Annotated in this window: 21 protein-coding genes; 4 read left to right on the top strand and 17 right to left on the bottom strand. The window is 68.3% G+C overall.

Annotated elements, in window-relative coordinates; all coding sequences use genetic code 11:
• Window positions 1-225 precede the first annotated feature (225 nt).
• The gene (helR, locus tag NX1_RS02600; protein ID WP_174555447.1) at window positions 226-2427 is read left to right on the top strand and encodes an RNA polymerase recycling motor ATPase HelR; all 2202 of its coding nucleotides are present in this window, start codon (window positions 226-228) and stop codon (window positions 2425-2427) included.
• Window positions 2428-2496: 69 nt separating this feature from the next.
• On the opposite strand, the gene NX1_RS02595 is transcribed toward helR, so the two are convergent.
• The 8 genes from NX1_RS02595 to NX1_RS02560 form a co-directional block, all read right to left on the bottom strand.
• Window positions 2497-3897, bottom strand: a complete 1401-nt coding sequence (locus NX1_RS02595; protein WP_068053103.1) for a S8 family peptidase — start codon at window positions 3895-3897, stop codon at window positions 2497-2499.
• Window positions 3898-3988: 91 nt separating this feature from the next.
• On the bottom strand, window positions 3989-4588 hold the full coding sequence (locus NX1_RS02590) for a DUF308 domain-containing protein (protein ID WP_068053101.1): 600 nt from the start codon (window positions 4586-4588) through the stop codon (window positions 3989-3991).
• Window positions 4589-4657: 69 nt separating this feature from the next.
• The gene (locus NX1_RS02585; protein ID WP_068053098.1) at window positions 4658-5284 is read right to left on the bottom strand and encodes a maltokinase N-terminal cap-like domain-containing protein; all 627 of its coding nucleotides are present in this window, start codon (window positions 5282-5284) and stop codon (window positions 4658-4660) included.
• Window positions 5285-5332: 48 nt separating this feature from the next.
• Complete coding sequence (locus NX1_RS02580; RefSeq protein ID WP_068053095.1) at window positions 5333-6277, bottom strand: coiled-coil domain-containing protein; 945 nt, start codon at window positions 6275-6277, stop codon at window positions 5333-5335.
• 472 nt (window positions 6278-6749) lie between these two features.
• The gene (locus tag NX1_RS02575) at window positions 6750-7469 is read right to left on the bottom strand and encodes a recombinase family protein (RefSeq protein WP_084500877.1); all 720 of its coding nucleotides are present in this window, start codon (window positions 7467-7469) and stop codon (window positions 6750-6752) included.
• A 56-nt stretch (window positions 7470-7525) separates the two neighbouring features.
• The gene (locus NX1_RS02570) at window positions 7526-8509 is read right to left on the bottom strand and encodes an alpha/beta hydrolase (RefSeq protein WP_245668282.1); all 984 of its coding nucleotides are present in this window, start codon (window positions 8507-8509) and stop codon (window positions 7526-7528) included.
• Between the two features lie 158 nt (window positions 8510-8667).
• Window positions 8668-9765: an MBL fold metallo-hydrolase gene (locus tag NX1_RS02565; RefSeq protein WP_068053091.1), complete on the bottom strand. Its 1098-nt coding sequence runs from the start codon at window positions 9763-9765 to the stop codon at window positions 8668-8670.
• Window positions 9762-10610, bottom strand: coding sequence for an SDR family oxidoreductase (locus NX1_RS02560; protein WP_068053088.1), 849 nt, complete (start codon window positions 10608-10610; stop codon window positions 9762-9764). Before NX1_RS02560 ends, NX1_RS02565 begins: the two co-directional genes overlap by 4 nt.
• Before the next feature lie 104 nt (window positions 10611-10714).
• Here NX1_RS02560 and NX1_RS02555 point away from each other — a divergent pair, with 104 nt between their 5' ends.
• A complete protein-coding gene (locus NX1_RS02555) occupies window positions 10715-11377 on the top strand; it encodes a TetR/AcrR family transcriptional regulator (RefSeq protein WP_068053086.1) in 663 nt (220 codons plus the stop codon).
• A gap of 61 nt (window positions 11378-11438) precedes the next feature.
• Here the strand turns inward: NX1_RS02555 and NX1_RS02550 are convergent, their stop codons facing one another.
• From NX1_RS02550 to NX1_RS02520, 7 genes are all read right to left on the bottom strand, one after another.
• Window positions 11439-12449 (bottom strand): hypothetical protein, encoded by a 1011-nt coding sequence (locus NX1_RS02550; RefSeq protein ID WP_068053084.1) that lies wholly within the window; start codon window positions 12447-12449, stop codon window positions 11439-11441.
• Window positions 12446-12802, bottom strand: a complete 357-nt coding sequence (locus NX1_RS02545; RefSeq protein ID WP_245668281.1) for a TniB family NTP-binding protein — start codon at window positions 12800-12802, stop codon at window positions 12446-12448. The genes NX1_RS02550 and NX1_RS02545 overlap by 4 nt, the downstream gene beginning before the upstream one ends.
• A gap of 7 nt (window positions 12803-12809) precedes the next feature.
• Window positions 12810-13496, bottom strand: coding sequence for a Mu transposase C-terminal domain-containing protein (locus NX1_RS02540; RefSeq protein WP_068053081.1), 687 nt, complete (start codon window positions 13494-13496; stop codon window positions 12810-12812).
• Between the two features lie 212 nt (window positions 13497-13708).
• Entirely contained in the window at window positions 13709-16189 is a 2481-nt protein-coding gene (locus NX1_RS02535) for a heavy metal translocating P-type ATPase (protein ID WP_068053078.1), read from the bottom strand.
• 19 nt (window positions 16190-16208) lie between these two features.
• Window positions 16209-16499: an SHOCT domain-containing protein gene (locus tag NX1_RS02530; protein WP_068053075.1), complete on the bottom strand. Its 291-nt coding sequence runs from the start codon at window positions 16497-16499 to the stop codon at window positions 16209-16211.
• Window positions 16500-16765: 266 nt separating this feature from the next.
• Window positions 16766-17683, bottom strand: coding sequence for a phosphatidylinositol mannoside acyltransferase (locus NX1_RS02525; RefSeq protein ID WP_068053073.1), 918 nt, complete (start codon window positions 17681-17683; stop codon window positions 16766-16768).
• A 339-nt stretch (window positions 17684-18022) separates the two neighbouring features.
• Window positions 18023-18346, bottom strand: coding sequence for a rhodanese-like domain-containing protein (locus NX1_RS02520; RefSeq protein WP_068053070.1), 324 nt, complete (start codon window positions 18344-18346; stop codon window positions 18023-18025).
• 88 nt (window positions 18347-18434) lie between these two features.
• Between NX1_RS02520 and NX1_RS02515 the strand changes: the two genes are divergently transcribed.
• Both NX1_RS02515 and NX1_RS02510 read left to right on the top strand, forming a co-directional pair.
• Window positions 18435-18911 carry a MarR family winged helix-turn-helix transcriptional regulator gene (locus tag NX1_RS02515; protein ID WP_218024038.1) on the top strand — a complete coding sequence of 159 codons (477 nt, stop codon included), beginning with the start codon at window positions 18435-18437 and terminating at the stop codon, window positions 18909-18911.
• Window positions 18912-19142: 231 nt separating this feature from the next.
• Window positions 19143-20717 (top strand): carboxylesterase/lipase family protein, encoded by a 1575-nt coding sequence (locus NX1_RS02510; RefSeq protein WP_307649626.1) that lies wholly within the window; start codon window positions 19143-19145, stop codon window positions 20715-20717.
• On the opposite strand, the gene NX1_RS02505 is transcribed toward NX1_RS02510, so the two are convergent.
• Together NX1_RS02505 and NX1_RS02500 are read right to left on the bottom strand one after the other, a co-directional pair.
• Window positions 20718-21404, bottom strand: coding sequence for a winged helix-turn-helix transcriptional regulator (locus tag NX1_RS02505; protein WP_068053064.1), 687 nt, complete (start codon window positions 21402-21404; stop codon window positions 20718-20720). It abuts the gene before it with no gap.
• 4 nt (window positions 21405-21408) lie between these two features.
• Window positions 21409-22110, bottom strand: a complete 702-nt coding sequence (locus NX1_RS02500) for an alpha/beta fold hydrolase (protein ID WP_068053061.1) — start codon at window positions 22108-22110, stop codon at window positions 21409-21411.
• Window positions 22111-22228: the final 118 nt, after the last annotated feature.

The following is a 22228-nucleotide window of genomic DNA, read 5'->3' as shown; positions in this document are numbered from 1 at the left end:
TCGAGTGCTTCGACCTCGATCAGCGAGAGGTGGACCGTCCGAACGGACGATGAACGGAAAGGATCAACTCCTTTCCATTTTCAACATATAGCGCACAGGGGGGCTTGCGGCAAGACCCCGGTCGTGCCGCACAATCGCTGGCCGAGGTCGGAACCTGCGGAAATGGGAGAAGTGAGAGGCGGCACGGTCGCCCGGGATCGTCGTGCCAGGGAAAGTGAGGGGTGTGTGACAACTCAGGGATATGAAGACGAACTGCGGTCAGAGCGCGATTACGTCGCCGGGCTCTACGCGCGGCTCGACGCCGAGCGCGCGCGGGTGAAGGGTCGTTACGGCGCGGCGCTGCGAGGCACCGGCGGCACTCCCATGGAACGGGATTTCGAGGTGCGCGCGCTGGCCAAGGAGGCGAGGCGGCTGGATGTGGCGGACAACGGGCTGTGCTTCGGCCGGCTGGACGCCGTGTCGGGCGAGCACACCTACATCGGCAGGATCGGCATTTTCGACGAGGCGAACGAGTACGAACCCTTGCTGCTCGATTGGCGGGCGCCCGCCTCGCGCGCGTTCTACGTCGCCACCGCCGCGAGCCCCGAGAACATGCGCAGGCGTCGCCAGTTCCACACGCGCGGGCGTCGCGTGGTCGATTTCACCGACGAGGTGCTCGGCCGCCCCGGTGGTGGCGAGCGAGGGGATGCGGCCCTGCTCGCGGCGGTCAACGCGCCGCGCGGTGCGGGGATGCGCGACATCGTGGCGACGATCCAGGCGGAGCAGGACGAGATCATCCGGCTCGATCATCCGGGCGTCGTGGTGATCGAGGGCGGTCCCGGCACCGGGAAGACCGTGGTGGCGCTGCACCGCGTCGCTTACCTGCTCTATACCCAGCGCCAGCAGATGGAGCGCAACGGTGTGCTCGTGGTCGGACCGAACCCGGCGTTCCTGAACCACATCGGCCGCGTCCTTCCGTCGCTGGGCGAGTCCAACGTGGTCTTCATGACCACCGGCGACTTCGTTCCTGGCCTGCGCGTCACGGCGGAGGACACCCCGGAAGCCGCGCGGCTCAAGGGTTCGCTGAAGATCTTGGACGTGCTCGCGGCGGCGGTCGCGGATCGTCAGCGGCTGCCGGAGCACCCGGTGCCGATCGCGCTGGCGGACATCACGGTGCGGATCGACGCCGAGACCGCGCAGTGGGCCAGGGAGGAGGCGCGCGCGAGCGGGCTGCCGCACAACGAGGCACGTGCGGTGTTCACAGAGATCGTCACGTGGGTGCTCACCGAGCGGGCGATCGGCCGGATCGGCCGAGGTTGGCTGACGCGCAAGGACCGCGAAGCGTGGGAGCAGTTGCGGGCGGACTTGCTGACCGAGCTGGCAGGCGACGACGAGTTCACCGCCGCACTCGACGAGCTCTGGCCGATTCTGACGCCGGAAGCCCTGCTGGCCTCGCTGTACACCTCTGCCGAGCGGTTACGAGCGGCAGGCGGCGACGAGGCGCTGCTCCGCGCCGACGGCGACGCCTGGACGGTCTCGGACGTGCCGCTGCTCGACGAACTGGTCGATCTGCTCGGCAAGGAGAAGTCGGCCGATCGGGATGCCGAGCGCGAGCGGAAGGACCAGGCCGAATACGCCGCTGGCGTGCTGGACATCCTGGTCAGCCGCGAGGACATGATGGACGACGAGGACCACCTCTTCGCCCAGGACATGCTCTACGCCGAGGACCTCGCGGATCGCTTCGTCGAGCGCGACACTCGTGAGCTCGCCGAACGCGCTGCGGCGGACCGGGATTGGACCTATCGGCACGTCGTGGTCGACGAGGCCCAGGAACTGTCGGAGATGGATTGGCGGGTGCTCATGCGGCGCTGTCCCGGCCGATCCTTCACGGTCGTCGGCGATCTCGCCCAACGCCGGTCGGCGGCGGGAGCGACCTCGTGGGACACGATGCTCGAGCCGTATGTGCCGGGCCGCTGGCTCTACCGGTCGCTGTCGGTGAACTACCGCACCCCGGCCGAGATCATGACGGTCGCCGCCGCGCTGCTCGCCGAGTTCGCACCCGAGGTCAAGCCGCCGGAGTCGGTCCGCGCGTGCGGTGTCCAGCCGTGGTCCCGGCAGGTCGCCGAGGACGAATTGCCCTCCGCCATCGAGGAATTCGTCCGCGCGGAAGCCGATCGCGCAGGAACCAGCGTCGTGATCGGGCCGCCGGGCGTTCCGGGTGCGGTGGCCGCGTCGGAGACCAAGGGCTTGGAGTTCGACGCCGTCCTGGTGGTGGATCCGGAAAGGATCCTCGCCGACGGTCCGCGCGGCGCGGCCGAGCTCTACGTCGCCCTCACCCGCGCCACCCAGCGCCTCGGCGTCCTGCACCGGGGGCCCCTGCCGCAGGCGTTGCGCGGACTCGCCGAAACCGAGACACCCGCGCAGGCCGAGTGTCGACGATCGGCGTGATTCGTGCGGCCTCCACGCCCAGCGTGCTCGAACACGCTGGGCGCGAACGGGTCTCGGTGAGCAAACGAGCTACTGCTCTCCCGCCATGGCGCGGACGTCGGGCAAATTCCCGATCCGCTGCGTGGCGGGCCGCCCCACGGCATCGGTCTGCGGAGACCCCGTGGCCCGCAGCAGCCGACGCACCTGCGCCGGATCGCGCGTCTCGAAAGTCGCGGACGTGATGCCCAGGTAGCACGCGAGCGCGCCGACGACGATGGGGGAAGCGCTGGAGGTTCCGCTGAATTCGTCGGTGTACCAGTAGTCTTCGTCGGCTCCGCCTTGCAGGTCACCGTATCCGGTTGTGGTCACCTCCCGGCCCCATCCTTGCGCGTCGATACGGGACCCGTAATTGGAGAACGCCAGCCGCGATCGCGCCGGGCCGTGATCGCTGCCGTGCGTGCCAGGCGGCGGAGCGCCGGCGCCCACCAGCACCGCGCCGGAATCGTCTGCTCCGCCGCGGAAGGGGTTGCGCCACGACTCCGGGAATCCGGTCGGGCGAGTGTCGTACAGCGCGGCATCGAGATCTTCGCCGCCGTTGCCCGCCGCTTGCACCACGATCACGCCGCGCGCGGTGGCGTAGCGGATGGCGGCGAGGTCGTCGGGCCACCATTCGATCGCGATGTACCCCAGCTGGTCCGCGCGGTTCTGGTAGTTGCGGCGCGGCCCGGGCCGGTGCAGTTCGATCAGGATGATGTCACCCGGGCTCAGCGCGTCGGCCGCGGTGCGGATCGCCGTCGCCGATCCCGGGCCGAACACCGAGACGGCGCGGATGGTGGCCTCTGGCGCGATGCCGGTGATGCCGAAAGTGTTGGCGTCGCCGCTGATCTCGCCCGCGACAGCGGTGCCGTGATTGCGCCAGCCGTCGTCGGCGGAGGGTTCGCCGCCGATCACGCCGCCCTGGTTCTGGGTGAGGTCCTCGTGGGTGAATCGCCACGCGCCCTCGATGTCGATCACCCGCACGCCCGTTCCGCGTCCGCCGGGGCGGGTCCATGCCCAGCGCGCGTCGATCCCGGCCGGTGCGGCGTCCAGATATCCCTGCCGGGCTTGGAAGTCCGGCGTCACCGGCGGGGCGGCGGCCGCCGATGGCACCGCGGTGGACAACGGTGCGATCGGCGGCTCCGCCGGCGGCTTGACGTAGGCGCCGGCCACCGCATCGTTCTCCCGCAACTGTTCAGCAATCGCTTCGAGATCTTCGGCGACGCCGAGGACGGCGAAGTAGTTCAGGTATCGCGCGCCGACCGGTTCCTGGTCGGTGCCGCGTAACCGCCCTGGCAGCCGGTCGGCCGGACCGAAGATCGGCGACAGCCGAGCGCCGCCGGGCAACGCCGCCGCCACATGGGATCGCCCTGTGTCGTTCTCGCGCAACGCGATCGGGCCGATGGGCCGCGCCGCGCCGTGGGTGACGACGATGAGTTCCGCCGGTGACCGCATCGAACCCGGTACCGATGGCCGTGCCGAACTGCGCCGCTGATCCGTTGGTGCCATAAAGACAGTGAACCGGTTACGCGGACGTCCCGCCAGTTCAACTGCGCGGCACGGGCACTCGCGGCGCGTCCGGCACCCGGACCGGACCGGCGCGACCGACGCCGACCAGCGCGATCTCGAGCCCGCCGAGCACCGCGAGGCAGCCGCCGACGACCACGCCGAGGGTGCTGAGTTCCTCCAGCGGAAGACCGAGCACGACGATGCCGACGATCATCGTGAACAACCCGAACAGTTCGTGGCGCAGACTCTCGGAGAGCTGCTCGTCGTCCCATGCCGCGACGGTGGCCTGGGTGATGCCGCGAATGGTCCAGCTCAGCCCGACCCACATCGAGAGCAGCAACACCGAATTCCCACCGCGCAAGCACAATACGGCCAGCACGATCGAGAGCAGTCCGCTGACGAATACCAGCACCCGCAGTGGCAGCGCGAACCGCGCGCCGATCGCGAGCCACAGCTGCGCCGCTCCGTTGGCCAGTAGATACAGGCCGAACAGCAACTCCAGGATCGGCACGGTCTTCTCCGGCCAGATCGCGATCAGCACGCCGAGGGCGACGGAGCAGACACCCACGACCAGAATCGTTTCCCGTCCCCCACGGACCCGCGATTCCACACGCCCCTCACCACCGTTTCCGGGCATAGCACCATGATATGACCGGAGAGTGTTGTTAGCCTGATGTTTGCCGTATTTGCGGAGGCTGCCCGGAGCTCAGTGGTGAGCCGACAGCAGCACCGACCGCGTCACCGCGTCGTCGGGCCCCCGCCACGGCGCGGTGACGGTGGGGACGCCGGGCGGCAGCGCTTCCCCATCGAGCCGCCGATGAACTCGCAGGAGCGGTCCGCCGACAATGGTGATCGCGGCCTCGTCGACGCCGTCCGCCACCGCGAATTCCGCCACGGGGGACGCGGATATCGGGTTCGCGACGACGACGGACGGATCCTGGGTATCACTCGCGCTCTGCGCCTGCGGTTGGGTGTTCCCGCTCAGCAGCGCGGCGATCTGCGCGACGGCCACCGGGTCGTGCGATCCGTCGTAGATCCAGCGCGGTCCGAGAACACCGTGCTCCGAGGTGCCGATCAGCGCGTGCGCACCGTCGGACAACTCGGCGCCCCGGTAGGTCAGCGGCAGGTGATAGGTCACCGGTCGCGCGCCCGAATCGTCGGTGACGACCATGAACTCGATGCCGACCTCCCCCGCTGGATCGTCGAGCCGGAACCCGCCCGCTTTCACCAGCCGCGGTCGCTGCCCACCGCGATACCACGGGCGGCTCGGCAACCACTCGGTGAGCAGGTCCAGTTTGGTCGGGGACATGGTCGTGCGATGGATGACAGCCATATCGCACCATAGCGCGGGCCGGGGCGTCGGCCGCGCCCCGATTTTCGGTCAGGAGCCCTCGACCGGTACGGGAGTCGCGGGGACTCGCGCGGCGGCGAGCAACTCGTCGAGTTGGCGTTCGGCCCGTTCGGCACGGGCGAGCGTTTGGGTGCGAGCGTCGTCCAGGGCGGCGATGCGTTCGGCGGAAGCGGCGCGCGCCTGTTCGAGTGACGCGGCGGCCTCGGCACGCTGGGCGGCCGCTTCCGCGACAGCGGTGCGGCGCAGGTCGGCGAGTTCGCTTCGGGTGGCGTCCAGTTCGCCGCGTAGGCGGGCCAGTTCCTCGCGCGCTTCGGCCAGCGCTTGCGCGCGTTCGGCGGTGGCTTGTTCGGCGCGGTCGATGGCGCGGTCGGCGTCGGCGGCGCGCTGCACGGCGAGGTCGCGTTCGGCGCACGCCGCGGTGACCTGCTGCGCGGCTTCCCTGCGCACCTGCTCGATCTCGGCGGCGGCCTTGCGCCGCGCCTTGTCCACGTCCTCGGTCGCTTGTTGACGCGCGCGTTCGATGTCATCGGAGGCTTCGCGCCGCACCGCGCGTATCTCGGCGTCGGCGTCGGTGCGGGCGGCGAAGACGTCATCGGCGGCCTGCTTGCTCACCCGCTCCACCTCGCGCAACGCGTCGTCGCGGGCGGTGTTCGCCTCGCCGACCAGCGTTTCCGCGCGTTCCGCGGCGGCGGCCGCGTCGTCGGCGGCGGACTCCGCGATCCGGCGGGCTTCCTCGGCCTCCCGGCGCGCCTGTTCGGCGGCCACCGCCGCGACCTCGGACTCCGCGATGCGGCGGGCAGCATCGGCCTGGACGGCCTGCACCTGCGCCTCGGCGATCGAGGGATCGGCCAGCGTCGACAGTTCCACCACCGCCGCATTGAGGTTGTTGCTCAGTTGTTCGGCGAGGCCGCGGAACTGGGTGAGCAGCTCGTCGGCCCGCGCGCGAGCCGCCGTGACCGGACCCTGTGGCGTCACAGTGACGGAAGTTACGGGTGTCTCCGACTCCTGTTGCAGCCGTTGCCTTTCCCGCCATGCCCGCCATCGCGTGTGGTCGGGGTGTTCGCAGTATTCCGACGGGCGTCCGGGGCCACCGCCCCGAGTGATGGGCCGGGTGCATCCCGGATAGTTACAAATGCTGGACACCTGGGAATCGTAGCGTTGTTTTCGTTGGGTTCTACGTTTTCACACCAAACGAAATCCGTGTCGGCGGTTGAGGGCACACGCGCACGGACTCTAGTTCTGACCGCCGATAAGTGAACATTATCGGCGGTCAGGATTTGCGACTCCCTCGCGTACAGCCACCCTCGTTTCGTTTACGTTTGGTCGCATCAAACGAAACATAATGCTTACGAAAGTCGTTGAAAACTAGGGCCGCTGGGACGTCCGTACCATTCCCGGGTTATCTGTCGGTGTTCGAAGTCGGGTTCAGTAATGCTCGAAGTCCTGTTCAGCTGGCGTTTTCCGCCACTTCGGCGCGCTGGTCGTAGTCGCGTAGCAACCGCAGCACGGTCGCAGGGGAAGGGCGCTGGCCCTTCTTCTTCCCGCTGGTGATGACCAGCCGCGCGGCGATGTCGCGCAGGCTGTAGTCGCTGGCGCGCAGGTGCAGCGCCATCGAGAGCATGGTCTCGTCGACCACGGAGACCCCGCCGATGGATTTGCCGCGCTGGCGGGCGGATTCGTGGCCTTCGAGGGTGCGGTCGCGAATGTACTCACGTTCCATGGCCGACAGGGCGGCCAGCACGGTGAAGACCACCCCGGACGGGTCGTGGGAGCCCTGGAGCTCGCCGGTGAGGAACTCCAGGCCGATGCCGGCGGCCTTGAGTTGCTCGGCCAGGGCGGCGAGTTCGATTCCGCGGCCGAGGCGTTTGTGTTCGTGCACGACCAGGGTCACCGCGGCGCCGGAGCCGCGGATCTCCCGTGCCAGGGCAACCGCACGATCGAGCTCGGGGCGGACCAGCGCGCGAGTGGAGATCTTCTCGGAGAAGATCCGCCCGATCCCGGCCGCGCGCAGGGAATCGAGCTGGGTGTCGAGGGATTGGCGCACAGTGGAGGCTCGGGCGTAGCCGATGCGCACGTGCGCGCTCGACTCGTCGGCGGCCGCGGCCGGGCGCGGCAGTAGTTCGCCCTGGAAACCCGCTGCGGCGCCGGGTGTTTCATGGGTGGTCACCTATGAAACACCCGGGCGCGGGATCCGGTGAAGAGCCGCGTGCGGCGGTGAGGTGCTCAGGCAGTCGCGGTGTGGTTCGTGTCGATGTTCTCGATGAACCGCTCGACGCTGTCGAGGGCGCTTCGCGCCTCCGACATTCGCGGGTATCCCATTTGGAACACGTGGAACATGTCCGACCACACCTCGAGTTCGCACCGTCCACCGGCCGAGCGCAGTGCGGCGGCATAGTGTTCGGAGTCCGAGCCGAGGGCCTCGCTGCCGCCGGTTTGCAGCAGCATCGGTGGCAGGTCGGGGCCGACCGCGCCGAGGACATTCAGGCGCGGATCGCTGAAGTCGGCCCCCACGAGGTAGGTGTGCATGATGCGGCGGCCGGTGCGGGCGGAGACGAACTGGTCCCAGATGTGTTCGCCGTGGGCTTGGGCCAGTTGCCATGTCGGGTCGACGACGCTGGAGAATCCGACCAGCGCGGCGGGCTGGTCGACGCCGAGTTCGCGCAGTTGGACACACAGCCCCAGGGCGAGGTGGCCACCGGCGGAATCGCCCATCACGACGATGTCGGCGGGGCGGTGTCCCTGTTCGATCAGCCACAGGTAGCCGTTGAGGACGTCGTCGTGGGCGGCGGGGAAGCGGTATTTCGGTGCGCGCCGGTAGCGTACGGCGTAGACGGGGCGATGCAGTCGGCGCGATAGTTCCGACACCAGGCCGCGGTGAGTCCACGGGCTGCAGCTGATGTATCCGCTGCCGTGGATGTAGTAGATCACCCGGTCGCCGGGTTGGGCGGGGCCGCCGACCCACTCTCCGACGGTCCGGCCCTTAGGCCCGGTGGCATCGACCCTGGTGGCTGGGAGCATCGCAGCCAACCACATCCGGCAGGCCACAACCTGTGTGAAGCGGTAGCCCAGAACCCCGATCGGTGAATGAAGCGGAAGCAGCCACAGCATCGGGCGCACGAAGATCCGCGACGCCCAGATGGTCATCAGCGCAGCGGGTGAGCGCCGCACGGTGATCACATGATCATCAGCGCCGGTGTGTACAGCCATGTCGATCAACTCCAAGTTTGTGTCTAGCTCGTCCGCCCGTCAGTGTTCGAACACCAGCCCTGCGGTGCCCGCCGAGCGCCGTGTCCCGCCGGTGCGAGGAACATCGCGATGCCCGCACGGGCGGGTGCGGGCATCGCGATGTTCCTCGGCGGGCCTGGTCAGCGGGCGAGGACAGTGATGGCGCCGTAGTCCAGGCCGCCGTGGCTGAAAGTGGGTACGACCGGCCACTGCCGCTTCCAGTCCGCGCACTCCGAGGACGGGATGATTTGGCGCCACTGCGGGTTGCGCGGCGATGGGCTGGCGAGGGTCTTCTCCTTGACCATCGAGTCGTACTGATCGAGGGAGTCTTCGAGAGTATTGGCGTTGAGCACGACCTCGCGCCCGTAGAACTGCGCGGTGCGGCGAACACCGGGGATCTTCGACAGTTCGGGCTGCCAGCTGTCGGCCGCCATGCCGTTCTCCGAAGACACCCACACCCCGTCAGGGGTGTTGACGACCAAGGAGTGGTTGCCGTCGGTGTGTCCGGGAGTCCACAGCAGGCTGACCCCGACGCCGAGTTCGACGTCGCCGTCGAAGATCTCGAGCTTGTCCTCGGGGACGCCGTTCATGCCGCCCTCGACGTACCAGGCCCATTGCATGGGGTGCATGGATTCGAAGGTGCCCAGCTCGCGGCGGTGCACGAGCAGTTTGGCGTTGGGAAACAACGGCTTGCGCGGTTGGGTCTCGCCCTCGATCGGTTCGCTGCTGCCCACGATCATGCGTGGGTCCTGGACGTGGAGGTGATCGAAGCTGATGTAGTCCACGTCGGCGTTGGTCAACCCCAGGCGCGGCAGCACCTGATCGGGGTCGTTGTAGTACTTGACGAACAACGATTCCATCCCGATCCGGCGGCCGAAGCGCTGCAGCTGCCGGTAGAACGGGGCTTCGGCCGAACCGGCGGCCACCGTGGGTTCCCACACCAGGGTCTTGAGCTTGCCGTCGAAGCCCTCGAACTGGATGACGAACATGCGGTTGATGATCGAGATGAAGGGGTTGAGGTTGACCGAGTAGTTCTGGAACGCGTACTGCGCCGGATACGGCGCCGCGGCGATGTCGAAACTCTTGACCGCGCGCACCTGGCCCTGGCACAAAAACCGTTCCCGGTAGTTCTGGGCTGCTTCACGGATCGCCTCGAGGCGGTTGCCGCGTGGCCAGATGTCGTGGACGCCCTCGAATTCCGGAATCGGGCGCAGGGTGGTGGATTCGGTGTCGGTCATCGGGTCGTCCTCGGATCGGCGGAGTCGGCCAGAGCGCGGTGCTCGTAGCCTTCACGGGTGTTCGAGCCCTGCAGGGCCTTGACCTGGTTGGGGACCGTGCGGCGCAGCAGCCGGTCACGCAGCGACTGCGGGAGCAGCCCGGTCACGCGGACCAGCAGCCCGATCGAGGCCGGGAGGGTGACCTCGAAGCGCGGCCGGTGCAGAACATCCACGACGGCGGCGGCGACGTCGCGGGGCTGCAACCGGGCGGTCGCGCCGGAATCGGTGCCGACCGCGAGTTCGGTGTCGACCACCCCGGGCATGATCACCGAGACGTGCACGCCGCTGCCGCGCAGTTCCTCGCGTACGCCGGTGAGGTAGCCCAGCACGCCGTGCTTGGTCGCGGCGTAGGTCGACTCCCCGGGTGGGGCCAGTTTGGCGGCGGCCGAGGCGATGGTGACGATGTGACCGGCACCGCGAGCGCGCATGCCCGGCGCGGCCAGTCGCACGCCCCGGATCACCCCGTGCAGGTTCACCGCGAGCATGCGCTCGGTTGCGGCCTCGGGTTCGTCGTCGAAGGACCCGACCCACATCACTCCGGCATTGTTGACCAGCACGTCCAGTGGTCCCCACGCGTCGGTGACCTCGGCCAGGAACCGGCGGAAAGACCCGGTGTCGGTCACATCCAGGGGCAAAGCGCGCACCGTCCCGGGCAGCTCCCGCGCTGTCTTCTCCGCGGTCTCGACGTCACGGTCGCCGATCGCGACCCGGGCGCCGGCCTCGGCGAGCAGGCGTGCGATCTCGCGCCCGATGCCGTGAGCTCCACCGGTCACGGCCACGATGCGCCCGGTCAGTGCTGTCGTCACGGCATGCCACCTTCCTTCTCGGGCACGCGCCCGTGTTGGGCAACTAATATTGTCAGAATTGAACGGCGCTAGTATTGCACCTCGTCGGCAGAAGGGAAAGGCCCATGACACGATCCGGCCCCTCCGGTCCGAAGCTCTCCAGCCGGAAGTACTCGGGCATCGCGCCCGAGGAACGCGTGCGGCTGCGCCGTGCGGCGATCCTGGACTCCGCGCTGGAACAGTTCGGCACCTCCGGATACGCGGCGGCCTCGATCAAGCAGATCTGCCGTGGCGCCGGGGTCACCGAGCGGTACTTCTACGAGTCGTTTCCCAGCCGTGAGGTCTGCCTGGCCGCGCTGTATGACACCTTGTCCGAGGCGATGCGCGCGGCGACCGCCGCTGCGCTGGCCGAGACCGAACCCGATCTCGACGCGCTCACCGCGGCCGGCCTGCGGGCCTTCATCGGCTACCTGACGCAGGATCCACGTCGCGCGCAGGTGGTACTCGTCGAAGTCGTCGGTGTCTCACCGGACATGGAGCAACGCCGCCACCGGGTGCTACGCGATTTCGTGGACACCGTGATGGCCACCTGGGCCTCCGCGGGCAATCGCACCCTCACCCGCAGCGAACGCCTCGCCGCGACAGCGCTGGTCGGTGGCGTCAACCACCTGCTCGTCGACTGGCTGATGGACGGGCGCCGTGACGACCCCGCCGACCTTGTGGCGGTGTGCGCGGAACTCTTCGCCGCCGCCCGCACACGCTGGGACGCCGCGGCCACAACGTCGTAGCGCCCGCGTGCCCGATCCGCCGGTGACCCCGCCCCCTGCCGCAGCGGAGCTGGCGTGCCGTTCACCGATCCAGCCGGCTACGCAACCGTGCGAGATCGTCGGGTACGAACAGGTTCGTCCGCTGGCCGTCGGTGCCACGCGACGGGGACTCGGCGCAAAGCTCGGCCAGCGCGCGGGCGACCTCGCCGGGCTCATAGCCGTGCAGGATCAGCAGCGCCTCGGTTTCGGTGCGGGTCCGCACGAATTCCGGTGGCATGCCGGTGTCGCGGATCAGGATGTCGCGTTCGCGGTCGAGGTTGGCCGGGCTCGGGTCGGTGCGCACGAGGAAGGCCAGCACTCGGCGGGCGGTGTCAGGATCGGTGCGCACCGTGCGGGCGAGTTCGTCGAACAGCTCGCTGTACTCGGTGCGCCGGTACAGGCCTCGGAAGTCGAGGATCCGGGCGGCAGGACTATCGGGTGCGCGACGAGGGTCATCGCCGGGGTAGACCGGTTCGGCGCTCGGCGTGGCCAGCACTTCGGCGAGGGTTCCCCGCGGTCGAAGGCGCCGCTGCGCGGCCAGGTCCACCGCGACGGCGGCCGCGGTGAGCAGGTTCTCCTGGCGTGGCCAGGACAGGTGTTCGTAGGGCGCCCAGATGCGGATCCCGGCGCGCGGGGTCAGCCCGGCGGCCTGCCACACCTGGTTGAGAGTGCGCGCGGAGGCTCTGCTCAGGCCGGTCGTGGACAGGCTCAGTTCGTCGAGCAGGGTACGCAGCAGCCGGAACCACACCGCCGCGTGCACGCGGCGTCCCGCCAACCTGACCGCGCCGGCGGTCAGGGCCTGGTGGGTGTAGTTCTCCAGTGCGGCAACCGGTTCGGTGACCGGAGCACCTGCGACACCGTTTCCTCCCAGCTCGGCGGTGACCAGCTCGGCGCGGGTGAGTAGTCGTCGCCGGTGGATGGTGCAGCCGGTAATCAACGGCAACGTCCACACCCAGCTGTGCTGCGGCTCGGGCCCGGCCGTGCACAGGGGGCAGGAGCGATCCATCCAGGTCTCGGGAATCCACGGACCGCGCCAAGCCCGCCGCCGTGTCACCTCGAACCGGGTGGCCTCACCGGGTGCGAGCTGGGCTCCGACGGCATCTGCACCGCCAGCACCGGGATCTCCTCGCGGTCGGTGTGCGAGATCGGCGGGTGGTCGCGGCGGAACTTCTCGATGATCATCGACTTGCCGTTGTTGGTCGGCCCGATCAGCAGCAGGTCCGGCATGCGCTGCTTGGACGGCATCGTCAGCAGCGCCTCGAGCCGGGCGAGGGCCTCGGTGGCGCGGGTGTAGCCGATCCAGCGATCCGCGCGCACATGGCGCACCCGCTCAACGGCCGGAAGCAGCGCGATCCGCTGCGCCGAGGGATGCGGGTGCGACAGGTCCACCGGCTCGCCGATCACCACTGCTCGATCACCTCGAACGGTCGCACCGGTGCTGGGCGGCAGCCGGTGGCGTGGCCGGTGGCGGTTCAGGCTCGGCCGGCCGCCGGGCCCGGACCGCAGTGTGGCGGGCGGTTGTGCGCCGGGCCTTACGGCTGGCCGCGGCCGCGGTGTCGGTGATGGCGCGCATCTGCTCCACCATCGAGAACAGGGCGTTCTCGTCGATCTCGGCGCGTCCCTGCTCACGCAGCCGCGCCACCGCGGCGCTGTGCTCCCACACGCTGATCGCCGGGCGCGACCACGTGCGATACGGCACCTCCAGGTACTCACCGGTCTCGGGGTGCAGCGCCCAGATCCGCGAGATGTCGCGCGGGTCGCGGCGCAACACGAACCGGCCCAGCTGCTCGCGGCGGGCGATCAACGGCCGCAGCACATCGGCGTAGTACTGCACGTGATCGACAGTGAACCCGGTACGCGACAGGCGCCGCCGGACCACCGGCAAGAAGTCGACAAGGAACGCGGTCTCGTTGGTCACCGTCGCCGGAGCTCCCTGGACCGCGGCGCGCTCCGCCCACACCCCGGCCGGGGTCCGTCCGCCCAGGGTGAGAACAGCTTTCGCCTCGCTGTCGTAGCCGCCCCGCTCGACGGTGTTGGAGAAGGTGGTGCCGGGCAGCTCGTGCACCATCGTCATCATGGTGCCGATCAGCCGCTCGATCACCCGCCGAAATGCGGCTGCCCCGGCGGCCGGTAGTCCACACCGATACCGTGCTGCTCACAACCGCGGCGCAGCGCTCGCGGCGTGCGCCACGCAACCTCGTCGCGCCGAGGCCGCATGGCGGCAAGCGACACCCGAGGTTGCGCCGCTGACGGCTGCGGATTCGCTGCGATCGGCGAAGCGCGCCCGCATCACTCCGAGCCCGGCCGCGTTCGCTACGCGACCACCGGTGTTTTCTCGGATGTTCCGGTGTGTGTGGGTTTCGGTGTGGGGAGTCGGAGTCGTTTGAGGGCGAGGGCGTTGACGGCGACGATGAGGCTGGATCCGGACATGGACAGTGCGGCGATCTCCGGTCGCAGCATCAGGCCGAAGGCGGGTTCGAAGACGCCTGCGGCGATGGGCAGGGCGATGGTGTTGTATCCGATGGCCCAGCCAAGGTTTTGACGCATTTTGCGTAGGGTGCCGCGCCCGATGCGCAGAGCGGTGGGCACGTCGAGTGGGTCGGAGCGCATGAGCACGATATCGGCGGTTTCGATGGCGACGTCGGTTCCTGCGCCGATGGCGATACCGAGGTCGGCTTGGGCGAGGGCGGGTGCGTCGTTGACGCCGTCGCCGACCATGGCGACCTGGCGGCCGCCGCGTTGTAGTCCGGCGATTCGCGCGGCCTTGTCGCCGGGCAGGACTTCGGCGATGACGGTGTCGATACCGAGCCGATCGGCGATGCGCTTGGCGGTGGCTTCGTTGTCGCCGGTGAGCATGACGACCTCGACGCCGAGATCGTGCAGCGCGGTGACGGCAGCCGGTGAGGTTTCGCGGGGCGCGTCGGCGATGCCGATGACCGCCGCCGGTTTCCCGTCCACCGCGGCGATCACCGCGGTGCGTCCGGTGGCGGCGAGATCGTCGCGGCGGTCGGCCAGCGCGCCGAGGTCGATGCCCTCTCGTTCGGCCAGCCGCCGGTTGCCGACGACGACACGATGGCCCTCGACCTCGGCGATCGCGCCGTGGCCAGAGATATTCTCGAACCCTCGAGCCCGAACTTGCTGCACCCCTTGATTTTCGGCGTAGCGGACAACGGCCTGTGCGAGAGGATGTTCGGATTCGCGTTCCACCGCGGCGACCAGGCGCAGCACCTCGGTTTCGCCGAGGCCGTCGGTGATGACGTCGGTGACCTCGGGTTCGCCCTTGGTGAGGGTTCCGGTCTTGTCCATCACCACCACCTGGATTCGGGCCGAAGTCTCCAGAGCCATCGCGTTTTTGAACAGCACACCGCGTTTGGCGCCGAGCCCGGTGCCAACCATGATCGCGGTTGGGGTGGCCAGCCCGAGAGCGTCCGGGCAGGTGATGACCACGACGGTGATCGCGAACAGGATCGCCTCCGAGAACGGGCGGTCGGACAGCAACAGCCATGCCGCCAGCGTGCCGCCGCCCCCGATCAGCGCGACGAGCACCAGCCAGAACGCCGCCTTGTCGGCCAGACGCTGGCCGGGGGCCTTCGAATTCTGCGCTTCCTGCACGAGTTGCACGATCTGCGCGAGCGCGGTGTCCGCACCGACCTTGGTCGCGCGCACCCGCAAGGTGCCGTTGGAGTTGATGGTGGCGCCGATGACCGCCGAACCGGCGGCCTTGTGCACCGGCAGGCTCTCGCCGGTGACCATCGACTCGTCGACCTCGCTGTCACCGTCCTCGACGATGCCGTCGACGGCGATCTTCGCGCCAGGGCGCACCAGGAGCAGATCACCGACGACGACCTCGGCCGTGGGGATTTCGACGGCCTCGCCGTCACGCAGCACCAGCGCTTTCGGCGGCGCGAGGTCGAGCAAGGTGCGGATGGCGTCGTTGGCGCCGCCGCGAGCACGCATCTCGAACCAGTGCCCCAGCAGTACGAACGTCGTCAGCACGGTGGCGGCTTCGTAGAACACTTCGCCGCCGCCGGTCAGCGTGACCACCAGCGAATACAGCCAACCGGAGCCGACCGCGACGGCGACCAGCACCATCATGTCCAGCGTGCGGGCCCGCAGAGCGCGCGCGGCGCCGTCGAAGAAGATCCACGACGAGTAGAAGATGACCGGCAGGCTCAGCAACAGCGCCCAGAGATCTTCGCGCAGCCCGAACGGCACCGGCACGTCCAGTCCCAGCACGTCGCGACCGATCGGCGACCAGATCACGATCGGGATCGAGAAGACCAACGCCACCAGAAACCGGTTGCGCATGTCGGCCACCATGGCTGCCATCGACATTCCGGCATGTCCACCGTGGCCCATCGCCTCATGCGGAGAACGGAGCTCGGCGCCGGCCGACTCCTCGATCTGAGCAGGGGCCGCCACGGTGCGCCCGGCATGGTCGGTGGGCTCCGCGGTCGCCAGCTGGCCGGCGTGTTCGTGGTGCCTGTCGTCGGTGGGTGGGTCCGGTTCGGTCAGTGGGTCGCAGATGTGGGCGGGCACCGACCGGCCTGCGCAGTGGTAGCCGCATTCGACAACCCAGTCCCGCAGCGCGGCAATCGTTGTCTGTGTCTGGTCGTAGACGATGGTGGCGGTCTGCGCGACCGGGTTGACCTCGACCTGATGCACGCCGGGGCGGCGGGCGAGCCGGGCGGCGACGACGTTCTGCTCCGAGGCGAACAGCAGGCCGCGCACATCCAGCACCGCGGTGGCACGTTCCTTCGGTGACTGGTTGTGGGTCTCGGGGTGGGTTGTCACGTGATCAGTCCTCTACACGTCACCGACGCTCTTCCGACCTGGGGCCGGGGCCGCTGTCGCCGCGCAGCGTAGCCAGTCGATGGTGGTATTCGTCCGCATCGATCTCACCGCGGGCGAACCGCTCGGCCAGCACTTGCTCGGCGCTGGGACGCACGATCGGCGCGCCGCCGCCCGGCGCGGACGGCTGAGCCAGGTAGCGAACTGTGAGAACGACCCCCACGATCACCAGCACCCAGAACAACACCATGCCAACGGTCATGAGCCCGTAACCCCAGCCACTCATCCCGTTGTCTCCGTACCAAATCATCATCGGGCGCTCCTTCATCGATGCGAATCGCCAGCGTTGCCGCGCCTCCCCTCCGACTGTCGTGTCGGCGTAGGTGCGTGACCGGCGCCTTCTACGCTCCGCTCCGCTGATTGCGGTCGGTAGAGACAAGATGCCCTTACCGCGAATCCGAAGGTCACTACCCCCGCCCCGTATGCCGCGCGAGGCGCGACAATACCTCCCGATGTGCTGTCACCGGCTCTGGAAGTGGGCTCGCCCGAGGCACGATATGCCCTCGGGGACCCGCAGGGTCAATTCGGCAGATTGCGGCGAGTCTGGCTGCGGGCGAGTTGATCGGCGGTGAAGTCGGCAGTCCACACCGGTTGCATCATGTGCCAGTCGGCCGGGTGTTCGGCGATACCGGCGGCGAAGCGGTCGGCCATCGCCTGAGTCGTGTGCTCTACCCCACGGGCGGTATCGATCGGCGCGTCGACGCGGAATCCCCAGCCGCCGGGGGTGAACCAGCAGTGCACCGGCAGCAGTGGTGCGCCGGTGTCGATGGACAGGCGGGCCGGACCGGCCGGCATGCGGGCCGGCTCTCCGAAGAACGTGACCGGCACGCCCGTACCGGAGAGGTCGCGTTCGCCCAGCAGTCCGACAATTCTTCCCTGCCTGAGTCGCGCGGTCAGCAGCTCGAGCGGCGGTGTCGCGGTGCCGGTGAGCGGGATGATCTCGAATCCCAGGCGCTCACGGAACCGGACGAAGCGCCGGAACAGCGAATCCGGTCTGAGACGCTCGGCCACGACGGTTGGTGAACCCACCCGCTGTACCACCCAGACCCCCGCGAGGTCCCAGTTGCCACTGTGCGGTAACGCCAGCACCGCGCCGCGTCCACGCTCGACAGCCTCGTGAATGTGTTCGAGCCCGGTGGCCGAGGATTCGATGGTCTCGGCCAGCCGCATCGGATTCATCGACGGCAGCCGGAACGCTTCGCGCCAATACCGGGCGTAGGAGCGCAGGCTCGCGTGCACGAGGTCGTCGGGCACGTCCCCCGGTGTGGTGCCCAGGACCCGAGCCAGATTGCGCCGCAATTGTTCCGGTCCGCCATTACGTGCCGCGCGATCGGCTGCGCTGTCGAACAGGCGCGTCGCCCACCGCTGCGGCAGGGCGCGCACCAGCCGCCACCCCGCCGCGTATCCGAGATCCCAGGCTCGGTCCTTCGGGTTCACTGATTATTTGTACCCGGGACGGCGACATCGTCCGTCGCTGCGGCGCCCGAGACGGCGCTGCTGAACACCGGATGGCACACTGCTCCCTCACCGGATGGCGGGGTGACGACGGGTTCGTCGAGGTGACTGAACAGGGCCGGCGGAGGTCTATGTGTGCGGTTCATTCCTGAAGTGTCCCCCCATATGCATCGGAAACGGGGAGAATCGCGCAAGGTTCGCCCGATCTTCGGCTGCGATTGTCCACCGCGGAAGAGATGCGGCGAGAGATCGACGGAGGGCAGGCGCCGGGCCGGGTGTGGCAACTGCACGCGGCACTTGCCACACCCACACGATCAGCGATCAGTTTTCGACGGGGAAGCCCGCCTCTGTCCAATCCTGGATGCCCTCCCGGTATTTGCGCACATTGGTGTAGCCGAGGGCTTCCAGCTTGGCCGCGACGTGCGCGCTGTTGGCGCACGCCGGGTTCGAGCAGTAAGTGACGATCGCCGCGTCCTTGTCCGGAAGCAGTTGCGACGCTTTGGCTTCCACATCGGCTTCGACGAGGTTGAGTGCGCCGGGCAGGTGCGCCTTGTCGTAGTACTCGGCGGGGAGCGCATCGATCACGGTCACCGAACCGGTCTCGAGCTCTTTCGCGAGTTCGTCACGGGTGATCAGGCGAGTCATCAGTAGTACCTTTCTCGAGCACGAATTTGCGTGCGTGTGCACGCTACTATATGTGTGCGCACGCACGCAATTGGCTAGGATGTTTGTCGTGCCGAACCATGCCAACCGATCACACCCGGCGGTCAGCGCCTGGGCCGCGCTGCTTCAGGTGCACGCCGAACTCGTCCCCGAGCTGGACGCCGAATTGCGTCGCGCCACCGGACTCCCCCTGAGCTGGTACGACGTACTGCTGGAGTTGAACGGTCCGCAACAATTGCGCATGAGCGACCTGGGCGAGCGGGTGGTGCTCAGCCGAACCCGGGTGAGCAGGCTGGTCACCGAACTGGAGTCACACGGCCTGGTACGCCGCGAATCCAATCCCGACGACGGTCGCTCCGCGTTCGTCAGCATCACAGACGACGGCCGGCAACGCCTCCACGCAACCGCCCCGCACTACCTCGCCGCCATCGAACGCCGCTTCTCCGGCCTCGACACCACAGAACTCGAGGTCATTTCGTCGGGACTCCGCAAAGTCCTTGGCCAGACCGACCTTCCCGATCCCACCACCAGAGGGCGCCGGTCGTAGTCGCCGAACGTGGCGAGTGCCGGGAGCGTTCCACTCGGAAGGAAGGAAATCCCGGTTCCAGGATTCCAGGACCACGTACAGGGGACTGAAATTGCTGAGAGCCAACGAGATAGAAGGCCGATGCGGACGGCAGAACGGGGAAGCAGCCGCCCGGTATGGTGAGGTGGCGAGCGCTGCTGGCGGTCTGCCGTCCGACGCGATCGATCGGTTCGGCGGCAGCCTGATCCACCGGTGGAAGCGAGTACCCGAGTGAACAGCGGACCTGAGATCCGTACGACCTCCGGAGTTGTGCGTGGCAGATGGGAAAACGCCGTCGCGGTCTTCCGGGGAATCCCCTACGCGGAGCCGCCGTTCGGAGCACGTCGGTTCATGGCTCCTGCGCCGGTGCAAGCGTGGGATGGCATCCGTGATGCGCTGGAGTTCGGTCCACCGGTTCCCCAAGCGAGCCATGCGGGACCTGTGATGTCGTCGGCGCCCGCCATCTGTGATGGGTCCGACGACTGTTTGACGCTCAATGTCTGGTCACCCAGTCTCGGTGCCGCTCGAATGCCGGTGATGGTGTGGATCCAGGGCGGCACGTATCTGGAGAACTACTCCTCCAACCCGCATTACGACGGTGCGACTCTCGCGGCGGCCGGTGTGGTCGTGGTCAGCATGAACTATCGCGTCGGCGCGGAAGGCTTCGCCCGCATCACCGGAGCACCGGACAATCGCGGCATTCTCGACCAGATAGCCGCGCTGCGTTGGGTTCAGGAGAATATCGCCGCCTTCGGCGGGGATCCTTCCAACGTCACCGTTTTCGGCCAGTCCGCCGGTGGCGCGTGCATCGCCGCCCTGCTCGTCATGCCGATGGCCGCCGGACTGTTTCGTCGAGCGATCAGTCAGAGCATGCCGGGCACCTACTTCTCCGAACGGCTCGCCGCCGCGATCTCCACGACGATCGCCGCGCGACTCGGTGTGCGCGCCAGCATCGGTGAGCTCTCTCGTCTCTCGCCGCGTGCCCTGACCGACGCGACGGACGCCGTCATCCAGAAGCTGCCCGAATTCGTGGACTCCTGGGGCCCGATGGCGCTCACGCCCACACCGTTCTCACCGGTCGTCGACGGAGTGCTGCTGCCGGACGCACCATGGCGCGCACTCGCCGGCGGGGCCGCGAGCGACATCGACCTGCTCATCGGTCACACCCGTGACGAATTCCGCCTGTACACCTCCCGGCCCGGAGCGAAGCCGACCGATACTCGGATGACCGCGGCATTTCACCACTTCGCACCCGCCACGGCCACCGAGGACGTCTACCGCCGCGCCTACCCGGACGCCACACCCGAGCAACGGTACGAATTTCTCAACACCGACTGGCTGTTTCGCATGCCGAGCCTGCACCTGGCCGACGCCGCGCACGCAGGTGGCGGATCCGTCTGGCTCTACGAACTCGGCTGGAGCTTCAACCGGCAACAGGGCGCCTCACACTGCCTCGACTTCCTGCTCGTCTTCGGCACCCTCGGCAGCGATGAGGTACGCGCGCATCCCGCCGCCCACCCGAACGCCGCAAACGAGATCACCCACGTCGCAAACCATATGCGCACCGACTGGGCGAGATTCGCAACCACAGGGAAACTCGGCTGGGCGCCTTACGATCCGCATACACGAACAACTCGCGTTTATTACGCCGAGCCGATCACCCAGCCCTACCCAGAGGAACGCTCGCGTCGCATCTGGCGCACGCACCGATTCGACACGCTCGACTTACTTCGTACGGACTCGCGCCCGACTCGCGCCGCGGTAGCAAGTCGTCGAGAGACGACGTGATCAAGACGCGGGCGGCAGCGCATTCCGGGCGTGCGGGGGCGGCAGGCGAAACAAGCTCCTCAGCCTGTGCAGTGCCTCGCTGTCGCCGGCCACCGATGCCTCGCCGCTTTCCATCGCTTCGGCCAGAGTCAGATCATGACCGGTCAGACGCAGGAAGGAGGCGGAGCCGATGGTGATGCTTGCGTCCGGGTGTTGCGCCGGTCCGTGGAGCGTCTCGATGGTTCCGTCGTGGATACGCGCGTGAAAAACCTCGTCGTCGATGCGAAATTCGTACACCGCGCGCAGGTCGGCAGCGGCGCTGGGATCGAAGCAAGCCCGCAGGCCGAGCACGGCCCAGCCCGGGTGAAAGGTCTCGGACTCGCGCGGTTGCCCCATCGCCCACTTCAATCCCCAACGGGCCAGCGCCAGGATCGCGGGGGCGAGTTCTTCACCGGCCTCGGTGAGCGCGTAGGCGGGGGTGCGGGCCGGTGGCGGGAGAGTGATCTTGCGCGCGAGCCCTTCGGCTTCCAGGTGCTTCAGCCGGGCAGCGAGGAGTCCGGTGCCGAGTCCACGGAGGCTGGCCTGCAAGTCGCCGAACCGCTTGGGTCCGGTGAGCAGCTCGCGGATCAGTAGCAGGGTCCAGCGCTCCCCGACGATGTCGAGGGTGCGCGCCGTGGCGCAGTACTGGTTGTAGGTTCGCTGGTCCACTTCATCACTCTAGATTCCGCACTTCCCGATTTTGAACGAGCGAGGCTTCCAGCAGCATCCGGGCGAGCGGTTGAGGTCGGGTGAGCATTACGTCGTGGGGCCCGTCGAGGGCGCGGGTCCGGTATCCGAGGGCCGCGCCGAACTGCGCGAAGGGGTAGGTCTGCGGTTCGCAGTAGATGGCGGTACCGGGAATATGGTCGACGGCGCCTGTCAGGCGAGTGGATTCGGTGAACGTGCGCAGCGGTTGCGGGAGCAAGCGCGCATCCAGCAAAGCCGCGTTGTCAGGGTCGACGATTCCGAATGCCGCCGCCGACGGGGGTGGGATCCGCCGGCCGTCCCCGCGCGACTCGGCCGCCGCTCGTACCGACGTGGCGAAGGCAGCGGGGGCCAGGTCGAACATGCCGATGCCGTCACGGCCGGCCCATCCGTCCACCAGGACGATGTGGTCGACGGTATCGGGTCGGGCGTCGGCCGCTTCCCGCACGACCAGTCCCGCGTAACTGTGCCCGACCAGCACGATCTCCTCGTCCGGTACGTCGTCAAGTGCGGCGGCGACGACGGCGGCGTGGTCGTGGAGGCCGTGATCGTCGTCCGCCCCGAGGTCCGGGGTGATGGTGTGCGCCCCTGCGGCGCGCAGGACGGGGACAACCCGCTGCCACGCCCACGGACCGTGCCAGGCGCCATGGACGAGAACGAAGGTGGTCATCGCGAATCCTCCTCGCGCAGTGGAGCAAAGCCTGGTCGGCGAACCAGGCTGGGACGGTTGTCCGCTCCCCGAGTGTAGCTATTGACTTCTTATTTTTGAAGTGCCAAGTTCATATAGC

Origin of the sequence: Nocardia xishanensis NBRC 101358, assembly GCF_001613365.1 — a bacterium.
Taxonomy (GTDB): domain Bacteria; phylum Actinomycetota; class Actinomycetes; order Mycobacteriales; family Mycobacteriaceae; genus Nocardia; species Nocardia xishanensis.
The sequence above is the reverse complement of the archived record's forward strand: the minus strand, read 5'-3'. Positions and strand labels throughout refer to the sequence as shown.

What these genes read in the sequence shown, in the direction of transcription:
- NX1_RS02595 (WP_068053103.1), bottom strand. Translation starts at nt 3,897, where the DNA reads ATGCGGTCACCGGCGGAACTCATCGTCGTCACCCACGGCGCGGCGCGG.
- NX1_RS02590 (WP_068053101.1), bottom strand. Translation starts at nt 4,588, where the DNA reads ATGCCCGGAAACGGTGGTGAGGGGCGTGTGGAATCGCGGGTCCGTGGG.
- NX1_RS02585 (WP_068053098.1), bottom strand. Translation starts at nt 5,284, where the DNA reads ATGGCTGTCATCCATCGCACGACCATGTCCCCGACCAAACTGGACCTG.
- NX1_RS02570 (WP_245668282.1), bottom strand. Translation starts at nt 8,509, where the DNA reads ATGGCTGTACACACCGGCGCTGATGATCATGTGATCACCGTGCGGCGC.
- NX1_RS02565 (WP_068053091.1), bottom strand. Translation starts at nt 9,765, where the DNA reads ATGACCGACACCGAATCCACCACCCTGCGCCCGATTCCGGAATTCGAG.
- NX1_RS02555 (WP_068053086.1), top strand. Translation starts at nt 10,715, where the DNA reads ATGACACGATCCGGCCCCTCCGGTCCGAAGCTCTCCAGCCGGAAGTAC.
- NX1_RS02530 (WP_068053075.1), bottom strand. Translation starts at nt 16,499, where the DNA reads ATGATGATTTGGTACGGAGACAACGGGATGAGTGGCTGGGGTTACGGG.
- NX1_RS02520 (WP_068053070.1), bottom strand. Translation starts at nt 18,346, where the DNA reads ATGACTCGCCTGATCACCCGTGACGAACTCGCGAAAGAGCTCGAGACC.
- NX1_RS02500 (WP_068053061.1), bottom strand. Translation starts at nt 22,110, where the DNA reads ATGACCACCTTCGTTCTCGTCCATGGCGCCTGGCACGGTCCGTGGGCG.